This window comes from Sphingobium sp. LB126, from assembly GCF_002795205.1.
Taxonomy (GTDB): Bacteria; Pseudomonadota; Alphaproteobacteria; order Sphingomonadales; family Sphingomonadaceae; genus Sphingobium; species Sphingobium chungbukense.
The window spans coordinates 2,064,875-2,075,896 of sequence record NZ_NETV01000001.1; the positions used below are offsets into that span (position 1 = coordinate 2,064,875).

Annotated in this window: 11 protein-coding genes and 1 tRNA gene; 2 read left to right on the forward strand and 10 right to left on the reverse strand. The window is 64.4% G+C overall.

The window, feature by feature from the left end; all coding sequences use genetic code 11:
• Positions 1-8: 8 nt before the first annotated feature.
• Together CAF53_RS10065 and CAF53_RS10070 are read left to right on the forward strand one after the other, a co-directional pair.
• On the forward strand, positions 9-590 hold the full coding sequence (locus CAF53_RS10065; RefSeq protein ID WP_046761764.1) for a TIGR00730 family Rossman fold protein: 582 nt from the start codon (positions 9-11) through the stop codon (positions 588-590).
• A 74-nt stretch (positions 591-664) separates the two neighbouring features.
• Positions 665-1,654, forward strand: a complete 990-nt coding sequence (locus CAF53_RS10070) for a phytoene/squalene synthase family protein (RefSeq protein ID WP_100237983.1) — start codon at positions 665-667, stop codon at positions 1,652-1,654.
• A 100-nt stretch (positions 1,655-1,754) separates the two neighbouring features.
• Here CAF53_RS10070 and CAF53_RS10075 read toward each other — a convergent pair whose 3' ends face one another.
• The 10 genes from CAF53_RS10075 to lptB all read right to left on the reverse strand — a co-directional run bounded on the left by CAF53_RS10075 (position 1,755) and on the right by lptB (position 10,899).
• Positions 1,755-3,098, reverse strand: coding sequence for an ammonium transporter (locus CAF53_RS10075; RefSeq protein WP_100237984.1), 1,344 nt, complete (start codon positions 3,096-3,098; stop codon positions 1,755-1,757).
• Positions 3,099-3,109: 11 nt separating this feature from the next.
• Entirely contained in the window at positions 3,110-3,448 is a 339-nt protein-coding gene (locus CAF53_RS10080; RefSeq protein WP_013847864.1) for a P-II family nitrogen regulator, read from the reverse strand.
• A 163-nt stretch (positions 3,449-3,611) separates the two neighbouring features.
• Positions 3,612-4,187 (reverse strand): DUF924 family protein, encoded by a 576-nt coding sequence (locus CAF53_RS10085; protein WP_100237985.1) that lies wholly within the window; start codon positions 4,185-4,187, stop codon positions 3,612-3,614.
• Positions 4,188-4,241: 54 nt separating this feature from the next.
• The gene (tldD, locus tag CAF53_RS10090; protein ID WP_100237986.1) at positions 4,242-5,684 is read right to left on the reverse strand and encodes a metalloprotease TldD; all 1,443 of its coding nucleotides are present in this window, start codon (positions 5,682-5,684) and stop codon (positions 4,242-4,244) included.
• A gap of 50 nt (positions 5,685-5,734) precedes the next feature.
• Positions 5,735-5,962: a zinc-finger domain-containing protein gene (locus tag CAF53_RS10095; protein WP_100237987.1), complete on the reverse strand. Its 228-nt coding sequence runs from the start codon at positions 5,960-5,962 to the stop codon at positions 5,735-5,737.
• Between the two features lie 309 nt (positions 5,963-6,271).
• Positions 6,272-6,347: transfer RNA gene (locus CAF53_RS10100), tRNA-Val, on the reverse strand.
• Positions 6,348-6,433: 86 nt separating this feature from the next.
• Complete coding sequence (locus CAF53_RS10105; protein WP_100237988.1) at positions 6,434-7,432, reverse strand: winged helix DNA-binding protein; 999 nt, start codon at positions 7,430-7,432, stop codon at positions 6,434-6,436.
• Between the two features lie 214 nt (positions 7,433-7,646).
• A complete protein-coding gene (locus tag CAF53_RS10110; RefSeq protein ID WP_100237989.1) occupies positions 7,647-8,498 on the reverse strand; it encodes a D-amino-acid transaminase in 852 nt (283 codons plus the stop codon).
• Positions 8,499-8,550: 52 nt separating this feature from the next.
• Entirely contained in the window at positions 8,551-10,065 is a 1,515-nt protein-coding gene (gene rpoN, locus CAF53_RS10115) for an RNA polymerase factor sigma-54 (protein WP_046761756.1), read from the reverse strand.
• Positions 10,066-10,113: 48 nt separating this feature from the next.
• On the reverse strand, positions 10,114-10,899 hold the full coding sequence (gene lptB, locus CAF53_RS10120) for an LPS export ABC transporter ATP-binding protein (RefSeq protein WP_046761755.1): 786 nt from the start codon (positions 10,897-10,899) through the stop codon (positions 10,114-10,116).
• Positions 10,900-11,022: the final 123 nt, after the last annotated feature.

Below are 11,022 nucleotides of genomic sequence, written 5' to 3' on the forward strand. Positions count from 1 at the left end.
CAGGATTTATGAAGAGACTGGCTGTCTATTGCGGCTCGGCGACCCCGGCCGATCCCTTTTATGTCGAGGCTGCCCGCCATGTCGGGCGCGTCCTGGCCGATCGCGGCATTGGCGTCGTTTATGGTGGCGGTCGCCTGGGACTGATGGGCGCGGTAGCGGATGCCGCGCTGGAAGCGGGTGGGGAAGTCATCGGCGTCATCCCCGATGCGCTGGTCGGCGCCGAAGTCGCCCATCGCGGTTGCACGGAACTGCACGTCGTCCAGACCATGCACCAGCGCAAACAGCTTTTCACCGATCTGTCCGACGGCTTCGTCACCCTGCCGGGTGGCGTCGGCACGATGGACGAGTTGTGGGAGGCGATAAGCTGGGCGCAGCTTGGCTATCATGGCAAGCCGGTGGGACTGTTGAACGTCGCGGGCTTCTACGATCAGCTCATATCGTTCAACCAGCATATGGTGGAGGCCGGCTTCATCCGCGCTCAGCACGCCAATATCCTGATCCACGCCAATGCGATCGAAGCACTGCTCGACAGAATGGCCGCCTATCAGCCCCATGAAACCATCTTCGGGATGAAAGCCGACCGCCTCTGACGGTGCCTTTTCGGTTGCGTCGCGACGAGGCAAGTGACTCGACGCGGGAGGCGAGGGAGGGCATGTCCCAATCCATGGACTTTACCCACCCCGCCCCATCCCCTTCCGCAAATGGGAAGGGCGCCGCCGATCGTTCCACCCTTATCGCCCAGGCCCGCGACAGCATTGTGCGGGGTTCCAAATCCTTTGCCCTCGCCTCCCGATTGTTCGACCGCGCAACTCGCGAACGCGCCTGGCTGCTCTACGCCTGGTGCCGCAAATGCGACGACATCGCCGATGGCCAGGACCATGGCGGCACCATGCACGGCGTGGCCGATGGCCAGGCGCGCCTTTCCTCCATCCGCGTCCTCACCAGTGCGGCGCTCCGCGGTGAACCCACCGGCGACCCCGCTTTCGACGGCTTCGGCCTGGTCATGCGTGAATGTGCGATCCCGGAACGCTACGCCCATGACCTGATCGAGGGCTTTGCCCTTGACGCCCGCGAATGGCGCCCCCGCAGCGAAGCGGACATGCTGCGCTATTGTTACCACGTCGCTGGCACGGTCGGCTGCATGATGGCGATCCTGATGGGCGTCGATTCGGGCGACGAAGCCACGCTCGACCGCGCCTGCGATCTGGGCCTCGCTTTCCAGCTCGCCAACATCGCCCGCGACATCAGCGAGGATGAGGCCGCCGACCGCTGCTACCTGCCGGAAGAATGGCTGGTCGAAATGGATATCCCGCCCGGCGAGCATATGAAGCCCTGGGTCCGCCCCCGCCTTGCGATTCTCGCGCGCCGCCTGGCCGACATGGCCGCCGCTTATGAGGAGAGCGCGCGGCATGGCACAGGCGCCTTGCCGCCCCGCTCCGCCTGGGCCGTACTGGCGGCGGCAGGCATTTACGGCGACATCGCCCGGAAGGTGGCGCGGAAAGGCGAGCATGCCTGGGATCATCGCGTGACGACGGAAAAAAGCGAAAAGCTCGGCTGGGTTCTGCGCGCCGGTCTCCAGGTCGCGGGCCGCGGCCGTCGCTGGCCCGCCGAAACGCTACGCCTGGACACGCTCTGGAGCCGTTCGCGAACCTAAAAAAAAGGACCGATACTTTCGTACCGGTCCCGAGTGATGTTCGCAGGAGGAACAAGGTGGGGCGGGCGGGCCGTCCTTATCGGCCCGCCCTGCCGATTTCTTACGGGTTGTAGGCGCGTTCGCCATGCTCGCCGAGGTCGAGACCTTCCAGTTCGACCTCCTTGCTGACGCGCAGGCCAGTGACCGCCTTGGCGATGAAGATGGCGATGACGGTGCCGATCGATGCCCAGACGATGGTGGTCAGGACCGCTTCGATCTGCACGATCAGCTTGGCACCCATGTCATAGTCCGCGGCGCCCGGGCCGCCCAGCAAGGGCGAGTAGACGATGGCGGTGCCGATGGCGCCGATCATGCCGCCGATGCCGTGGATGCCGAAGGCGTCCAGCGAGTCGTCATAGCCGAGCTTCGGCTTGAGGACGGTGACGGCGTAGAAGCAGACGATCGAAGCGACGGCACCCAGGACGATCGCACCGAACGGGCCGGAATTGCCGGCAGCCGGGGTGACGGCGACCAGGCCGGCGATGATGCCCGAGCAGAAGCCCAGGGCCGAACCCTTGTGACCGTTGATGCGTTCGGCAAGCATCCAGAACAGACCGGCCGAAGCGGTGGCGACGAAGGTGTTGATCATCGCGAGAGCAGCCGAGCCATTGGCTTCCAGCGCCGAACCGGCGTTGAAGCCGAACCAGCCGACCCACAGCAGGCCGGTGCCGACGCCCGTCAGCGTCAGGCTGTGCGGCGGCATCGGCTCCTTGGGGAAGCCCACGCGCTTGCCCAGGATGAGGCATGCGACCAGCGCCGAGACACCGGCGTTGATGTGGACCACGGTGCCGCCCGCGAAGTCGAGCGCGCCGGCCTTGAAGAACAGGCCGCTCGCCGCCCACACCATGTGCGCGACAGGGAAGTAGACGATGGTCAGCCAGATGGCGGCGAATACCATCACGGCCGAGAATTTGATGCGCTCGACCACCGAACCCAGCACCAGCGCCACGGTGATCGCGGCAAAGGTCATCTGGAAGCTGACGAACACATATTCGGGGATCTCGACGCCCGCAGTGAAGGTCGCCGCCTGCGAAGCGGGCGTGATGCCCTTCAGGAAGGCCTTGTCGAAGGTCGAGATGAAGTTGCTGAGGCCGCTGGTATAATCCGGGCCGAAGGCCATGGAATAGCCGTACATCACCCAGATCAGCATGGCGAGGCATGCCACGGCGCCGATCTGCGTCATCACCGACAGCATGTTCTTGGTACGGACCAGGCCGCCGTAGAACAGCGCCAGGCCCGGCAGGATCATCGCCAGCACCAGGATGGTGGAGGTCATCATCCAGGCCGTATCGCCCTTGTCGACGGTGGCCGCGGGCGCGGCGGCCTGTGCCCAGGCGGGCATCGCGGCGAAGAGCGACAGGCCGATGGCCCCCGCGACGCCGCAAAGCTTCTTGGAAAAGGTCATTAATTTCCCCCTTACAGAGCGGTTTCGCCGGTTTCGCCGGTACGGATGCGCACCGCCTGCTCGACATCGAGGACGAAGATCTTGCCATCACCGATGGCGCCCGAATTGGCGGCCGCCTGCGTGGCTTCAACGACGCGCGGCGCGAGGTCGTCGTCGCAGACCACCTCGATCTTGATCTTCGGAACCATGTTGGTCGAATATTCGGCGCCGCGATAGATTTCGGTCTGCCCCTTCTGGCGGCCGAAGCCCTTCACTTCGCTCACCGTCATGCCGGCGATGCCGAGCGAGGAAAGAGCCTCGCGGACATCGTCAAGCTTGAACGGCTTGATGATAGCCATGACAAGTTTCATGTCGCCCCCTGTTACTGGTGTGCGACAAGTTACACAGCAAGTGCCGTGCCAATTTGTGAAAGGCGCGTTAACGCAGGATTTTCTTCCAGGTGGCTCATGCTGCGCCGCCAAAAATTTGTGCAGTGGCGTGGCTCTGCCTAAAAATTAGGCAGAAATAAGGAACCTACCAGCCTGCGCCCGTCCTTGCCGCCTCCTGCTCCTCGGGCAAGGTGGAACGGCCCAGCAGGGCATTGCGATGGGGAAAGCGGCCGAAACGCTCGATCACCCTGTAATGCTGCCGCGCAAAATCCAGCGACTTTGCATCGTCTGCCCCCTCGAACAGGCTGAGCGACAATGTCTGGTCATCCATGTCTTCGCTATGCTGGAAGGGCATGTAGAAGAACAGGCGGCCTGCCCCGCCGATCTGGATGTCATATCCCTGCGCGACGGCGCCGCGCGCCACCTGCCGCGCCAGTCCGTCGGTGGCGAAGGCCTGCGCCGTGCCCCGGAACATGTTACGCGGCAACTGGTCGAACAGCAGCACCGCAGCCAGCGCGTCATCGGCCCGATCGAGAAATTCGGCCGCATCCAGGCGGCGCTTTTCCTCCCACAAGGCGTGGAAACGGACATGGCATCGCCGGTCCAGCGCGGGATCGCGGTTCCACCACCCCGCCTCGCCAATCTGGTTGAACCAGAAATCCAGCAGTGCCGCCGCCCAGTCGGCCGTCACCGCATCATGACTGTCGGTCAACATGTTCATAAATGGACAAAGATGGAAGGGCGCAGGAGTTCCTCAACCCACGGCTTCCCTGCCTCAGGTCGCCGTGCCACCCACGGTCAGGCCTTCCAGCAGCAGCGTGGGCTGGCCAACCCCTGCGGGCACGCTTTGGCCGCCCTTCCCGCACATGCCGATGCCTTCGTCCAGCGCCCAGTCATGGCCGATGCCGATGACCTTGGTCAGCGCTGTCGGGCCGTCGCCGATCAGCGTCGCACCCTTGATCGGCTCGCCCAGCTTGCCATTCTCGACCTTGTAAGCCTCGGTGCAGGAAAAGACGAACTTGCCGGACACGATATCGACCTGCCCACCCCCGAAGCTTTTCGCGAAAATGCCCGACTTCATCCGGGAAAGCAGTTCTTCCGGATCGTCATTGCCTCCCTTGATGAAGGTATTGGTCATGCGCGGCATCGGCGCATGCGCATAGCTTTCGCGGCGGCCGTTGCCGGTTGGTTCCACGCCCATCAGCCGGGCGTTCAGGCGATCCTGCATATACCCCTTGAGGATGCCATCCTCGATCAGCACATTTTCCTTCGTCGGCGTGCCTTCGTCGTCGATGGAAAGCGAGCCGCGCCGGTTCATGATGGAGCCGTCATCGACCACGGTGACGCCCGGCGCCGCGACATGTTCACCCACCCTGCCGGAAAAAGCGCTGGTGCCCTTGCGGTTGAAGTCACCTTCCAGGCCGTGACCGATCGCCTCGTGCACCAGCACGCCGGGCCAGCCCGGCCCCAGCAGGACGGTCATCTCGCCTGCGGGGGCAGCCACCGAACGCAGATTGACCCGCGCCTGCGCCAGCGCCTCGTCGATCGCGCGGTTCCAGATCGCCGGGTCCATCACCTCGTCGTAGAGATAGCGCCCGCCGATACCGAACACGCCGGTCTCGCGGCGCCCATTCTCCTCCAGGATGACAGAGACGTTGAGTCGCACCAGGGGACGGATGTCGGTCGCGGTGAAGCCGTCGGCGCGGACGATCTCGACCACCGACCAGCTTCCAGCCAGGCTCACCGACACCTGCGCGACACGCGGATCGCGAGCGCGGGCGGCAGCGTCAATCGCGGCGCAGAGCGTCACTTTCTCGGCAAAGGGCACGATCTCCAGCGGATTGACGTCGGTATAGAGATGGCGGTTGGTATGCAGCGGGGGCGGCGCAGGCTGGCCCTTGGCCGGATCGAGCAGCGTCAGCGTCTCGGCCGCGCGGCGGATCGCGGCTTCGCTGATGTCATTGGCATGGGCGAAGCCGGTCATCTCGCCCGACACCCCGCGCAGGCCGAAACCCGCATCGGTCGAATAATCGGCGGTTTTCAGCCTTCCATCGTCGAAGCCGAAGCTCTCGCTTGCCCGATATTGCAGATACAGCTCACCATCGTCGCAGCTTTTGAGCGCCTGTGTGGTCAGGCGACGCGCGCTATCGGGATCGAGCAGGCCCGGACGATAGATCAGGCCGCGCGCGTCGGTGAACTGGAGATCAGTTTCGGTCATGCCGCCCGATATAGGAGGGGCAGGCCGCAAGCCCAATCAAAATCGTAGGCTTAAAGGCTGGCGCCCGAGGAAATGTCAGGCAGGCCCGCGATTTCCGGTGTGTCTGCAACGCCACCGACCAGCACGAACCGGCGGTCGCAATAGCCGCAGTCGACATAGCCATGCTCATCGATCTCAAGGAAGACGCGCGGATGGCCGAGGGCGGCGGGAATGTCGCCCGAACCGTCGCAAGAGACACGGGACTTGGAGACTCGGAGGATTTCAGGCGGCTGGATCATGGCGGCACCGATTAGCAGCGCCGAGGTTGCACCGCAATATCCGCCAGAAGCCGTTCACATCAGCAGCAATGGCGGCTTTTTCCCGTGGCACGGTTTTCCCGCTGCGACGTCCACAGTCTTGGCCGGCATCTTCCAATCGAGGCAATCGCGCGCGGCGGCCAGCGAAAGCGGCGAAAATATCAATAGAAAGGGTGCTATCGTACTGCCTAGCAGGAGTGTGAGAGGCATAAGCCGACTGCCTTACAAAGGGCTGATGTTCGGCGGACGATAAACCATCCGGCCTCTTGGGCAAACAGCTTTAAAGAGAGATGGTGGGCGATGACGGGCTCGAACCGCCGACATTCTCGGTGTAAACGAGACGCTCTACCAACTGAGCTAATCGCCCGATGTCCGTGCTGACCGCAGGGCCTTCGGTGCGCGCCTATCTACGACAATCCGCTCGCCGGTCAAGCCGTGATGACAGCATATTGTTCATGCGCACAGGAAACGGCGGCTGGCCGTGAACCAGCGGGCCAGCGCCTCCGCCGTATGATCGGTCAGCGTAATGAACACGCGGCGCCCGTCATGCGGATCGGCCTGGCGATGGACGAAGCCTTGTTCCGTCAGCGTCCGGATCCAGCGCAGGGCCGTGGTCGGCGGCACGGCCGAGGCGATGCACAGGCTGGACACCGAGACCCGCTCATGCTCCAGCCGCGCCGCCAGCAGGTCCAGCAGCATGTCCCAGGCGGGATCGGCAAAAAGGTCGGCGGGCAGGAAATCGTCGCGCAACCGCCGCGCCCGCAGCAGGTCGCGTACCTGCACGGCGTCGACTTCGACAGTGTCCGATGGCTTGTCCGCGCTGCCGATCGGCTCGAGCGCGGGCATGCCGATATAATCGCTGGGCTGGTCAGAAATGCGCGGACCAAGCTCGAAGGAGGACGTGGCATGGCGCGGGCGCAGGGTCAACGCCTCCAGCGTGCGCGCGAGCCGGCTCACTTCCTCGCTCAACTGCTGGAGCCTCAGGCCTTCATTGTCGCGGTTCGCTTCGAGAACATGATGGAACTGCGTCTGATCGGCGGCGGCGAGCAGCGCCGCGGCCAGGTCGGCATGGTCGGGCGCGCACAAGAGTTGCGTGCGGTCGCTGCGAATACAGGCATAGGCGAGATCGATGGTGTGCAGACCTGCGACCAGAATGACCGGCATATCATTCTGCATCGCCAGGGTCTCGACCTGGACCAGCAGCCGTTCGAGCAGATCATTGGGCGACGGACAGAATAGCAGGACAAGGTCGCAGCCGATCTGCGTATCGAGGCGCATCGCGGCCTGTTCCAGCGTCACGGTGCCCAGCAGTCTCAGACCCGCCGCGTGGCTCAGCGCCTCGGCATCGTCGAGATACGGGCTATCCGCCAGGATCAGCAGGCCCGGCCGATCGTCCTTTGCGCCAAAGGGCTGGCCCGGCGATGTGCCGAAGCCGAATTGATCCATTCCCATGCCGAAATCTCCCCGATTGCCGGACGAAGCTTATCGGAAATGCTTTGTTACGCAGCCAAACTAATCTCCGATATGGAGATTATGTCGCCGACGAACGGCCTCGCATTGCGCTTTTTGGATCTTCGGGAGGGTGGAATACCGAAATGGAGCGTCCCTCCCCGCCGAAATGGCGGGACCGGGATTCATCCGAAATGGATCAAGTTTTGCGTGACCGTCAGACGGCCGTGCTGCGCGCGAAGGCGATGTAGAGGGAACGCAGCCGCATCGCGACCGGACCTGGCGTGCCGTCACCGATGGCCTGGCCATCGATCCGCACCACCGACTGGCAGAGCGTCGAGGCGCTGGTGATGAAGGCTTCCTTGGCCGTCAGTGCCTCCGCTACGGTGAAGGGTCGGCGGATGACGGCGATGGCGCTTTCCTCCGCCAGCGCAGTGAGCGCCGCGCCGGTGCAGCCCGCCAACACCGCCTGGCTGTAAGGGCGGGTGATGATGCCTTCCTCCGTCACGATGAAGGCGGTGGAGGACGCGCCTTCGGTGACGAAGCCGTCCTCGACCATCCAGGCCTCCTGTGCCCCGGTATCGGCGGCGGCGCGCTTGGCCATGGCCTGGGCCAGCAGGCCGACGCTCTTGATGTCGCGCCGCGCCCAGCGCAGGTCGGGCATCGTCGCGACCGCTATGCCATTGCGGACGGCGGGCACGTCGAGGAAAGGCTTGGCCTGGACGAACATCACCAGCGTCGGTCGGATGTCGGGCGAGGGCAGGAAATCGCGGGTCGCGTCGGCGCCGCGCGTGATCTGGAGATAGACCAACCCCTCCACCAGGGCATTGCGGGCCACAAGCTCCCTCTGCGCCGCCTCGATCTCCGTGCGGGAAAGCGGCAGGGCGATGCCGATCGCATCCGTCGACCGCTTCAGCCGGGCGAGATGGGAAGCGCTGTCGACCAGCTTGCCGTCGATCACCGCCGCGACCTCGTAAATGCCGTCGGCGAACAGGAAACCACGATCCAGCACAGAGACCTGGGCTTGCTCCAGAGGCACGAAGCGGCCGTTCAGATAGGCGACGGACATGATGGGTTTCCTTGCTGTGGGGCGGCTGATCTGGCTGTCCGGAGCCTCTGGGTCAAGCGGCCCGCCCGCGCAATGCTTTCTGCCGCCGCCGCTGCACGGACGAGCCGATCCCCATCGCCTCCCGATATTTGGCGACGGTGCGGCGGGCGATATCCATGCCCTTGGCGCGGAGCAGGTCGACCAGCGTGTCGTCGGACAGGATGGCATCGGGCGCCTCCGCACCGATCAGCGCCTTGATGTGGCTCTTGACCGCTTCGGCGGACACGGCGCCGTCGCCACCGGCCGCGGCCACGCCGCTGGAAAAGAAATATTTGAGCTCATACAGCCCGCGCGGGCAGGAAAGATATTTGTTCGACGTCACCCGGCTGACGGTCGATTCATGCATCTGGATCGCATCCGCCACGGCCTTGAGGGTCAGCGGTTTCAGATGCTCCACGCCCTTGCGGAAAAAATCCTCCTGCTGCCGGACGATCTCGCTCGCGACCTTGATGATGGTCTTCTGTCGCTGGTCCAGCGCCTTCACCAGCCAGTTGGCGCTCGCCAGGCAATCGGTGAGCCAGGCTTTCGAGGCCTTGTCCTGCGGCCCGGAAGCCAGTTCGACATAATAGCTGCGGTTGATGAGCACGCGGGGCAGGGTGGCGCCGTTGACCTCGATCGACCAACCCTCGCGCGTCGGCTGCACGAACAGGTCGGGTGTCACGGGCGCGACGCTTTCCATCGAAAAGCGCAGGCCCGGCTTCGGGTCATAGCCGCGCAATTCGCGGATCATGTCCGCCATATCCTCCTCATCCACGCCGCAGATGCGGCGAAGCTGGGGCAGCGCGCCCTTGGCGAGCAGGTCGAGATTGGCGAGCAGCTTCGCCATGCAGGGGTCGTGGCGATCCGCCTCCTTCGCCTGCAACGCCAGGCATTCCGACAATGACCGCGCGCCGACGCCTGTAGGATCGAAGCTCTGGATCACCGCCAGCACCTGCTCGACCTGGTGGAGCGGCACGCCGAGGCCATGGGCCGTCTCCAGCAGATGGGCCTCCAGATAGCCCGCCTCGTCAATCTGGCCGATCAACTGGGTGGCGATGGTCAGGTCCTTGCCCGACAAAATGCTGCGGGCCTGATCCATCAGATGCTCCTGAAGGCCCTGTTCCGGATTGGCGAAGCTGTCGAAATCGGGTGCTTCACCGCTGCCGCCGGACACCATGTCCATGCCGCCGGAGCCGATCGCACTCGCCACCCGGTCGCCTGGCCCATCGTCTATGAAGGTTTCCGCGCCATAGTCGACGTCCAGTGGCGAATCCGCGCCGCCCAGTCCCTGCCCGATCAACTGGTCGGCATCGCCCGTCTCGGCGTGCAGGTCATGCTGGTCCGCCGCCCGGTCCACTCCGTCGGCGGGCGGCGCGAAATCGTCGTCCGGCCCGCTGGATTCCAGCAGCGGGTTCTTCTCCATCTCGCCCGCGACGAATGCCTCGATCTCCAGATTGGACAGCGCCAGCAGCTTTATCGCCTGCTGGAGCTGCGGTGTCATGACAAGCGACTGGCTCTGCCGCAGGTCGAGACGGGGCCCGAGCGCCATCAGCCCTTCCCCTCGCCGTTGTCAGGAAGGGCCAGCCTGCCGGTCATGTCAGAGCGAGAAATTCTCGCCCAGATAGAGCCGCCGCACGTCGGCATTGGCGACCAGTTCGGTCGGGCTACCCGCGAACAGCACCTTGCCGTCATAGATGATGCAGGCGCGGTCCACGATCTCCAGCGTTTCGCGGACATTATGGTCGGTGATCAGCACGCCGATGCCGCGGGTCTTGAGCTGCTTCACCAGATCGCGAATATCCGCGATGGACAGCGGATCGATGCCCGCGAAGGGCTCGTCCAGCAGCACGATCGACGGGTTGGCCGCCAGCGCGCGGGCGATCTCGCAGCGGCGGCGTTCGCCGCCCGACAGCGCCATCGCGGATGAATCGCGCAGCCGGGTCAGGCCAAACTCCTCCAACAATTGTTCCAGCCGCGCGGCCCGTGCCGCCTTGTCCGGCTCCGCCAGTTCCAGCACCGCGCTGATATTCTGGGAAACGGTGAGGCCCCGGAAGATCGATGTTTCCTGCGGCAGATAGCCAAGGCCCAATATCGAGCGGCGATACATGGGCAGGCCGGTGATGTCCTGCCCGTCCAGCACGATACGGCCATGGTCTGGCCGTACCAGCCCCATGACCGAATAGAAACAGGTGGTCTTGCCGGCGCCATTGGGGCCGAGCAGGCCGACGACTTCGCCCTTGCCGACGGTCAGCGACACGTCGGCGAGCACGACACGCTTGTCATAGCTCTTGGCGATCGAGATGACGGACAGGCCCTCTCCTACTTCCTGTGGGGGGAGGGGCGATGCCGGGGCTGTCCGGTCCTGCATCATCACGTCGTCCATCACTTCATCCTTGCTGTCGCATGGTTGATCGCCGGTAAAAATCCTGCCCCGGCCGCGACAATTGGCAAGCTTTGTGCATGGGATGGCCGCCGGGGCAAGGGGAAAAATGGCGTCATTGCCATT

Coding starts and splice junctions, on each gene's coding strand:
- CAF53_RS10080 (WP_013847864.1), bottom strand. CDS start 3,448: ATGAAACTTGTCATGGCTATCATCAAGCCGTTCAAGCTTGACGATGTC.
- CAF53_RS10065 (WP_046761764.1), top strand. CDS start 9: ATGAAGAGACTGGCTGTCTATTGCGGCTCGGCGACCCCGGCCGATCCC.
- CAF53_RS10070 (WP_100237983.1), top strand. CDS start 665: ATGGACTTTACCCACCCCGCCCCATCCCCTTCCGCAAATGGGAAGGGC.
- CAF53_RS10085 (WP_100237985.1), bottom strand. CDS start 4,187: ATGAACATGTTGACCGACAGTCATGATGCGGTGACGGCCGACTGGGCG.
- CAF53_RS10105 (WP_100237988.1), bottom strand. CDS start 7,432: ATGGGAATGGATCAATTCGGCTTCGGCACATCGCCGGGCCAGCCCTTT.
- CAF53_RS10075 (WP_100237984.1), bottom strand. CDS start 3,098: ATGACCTTTTCCAAGAAGCTTTGCGGCGTCGCGGGGGCCATCGGCCTG.
- CAF53_RS10110 (WP_100237989.1), bottom strand. CDS start 8,498: ATGTCCGTCGCCTATCTGAACGGCCGCTTCGTGCCTCTGGAGCAAGCC.
- tldD (WP_100237986.1), bottom strand. CDS start 5,684: ATGACCGAAACTGATCTCCAGTTCACCGACGCGCGCGGCCTGATCTAT.
- CAF53_RS10095 (WP_100237987.1), bottom strand. CDS start 5,962: ATGATCCAGCCGCCTGAAATCCTCCGAGTCTCCAAGTCCCGTGTCTCT.
- rpoN (WP_046761756.1), bottom strand. CDS start 10,065: ATGGCGCTCGGGCCCCGTCTCGACCTGCGGCAGAGCCAGTCGCTTGTC.
- lptB (WP_046761755.1), bottom strand. CDS start 10,899: ATGGACGACGTGATGATGCAGGACCGGACAGCCCCGGCATCGCCCCTC.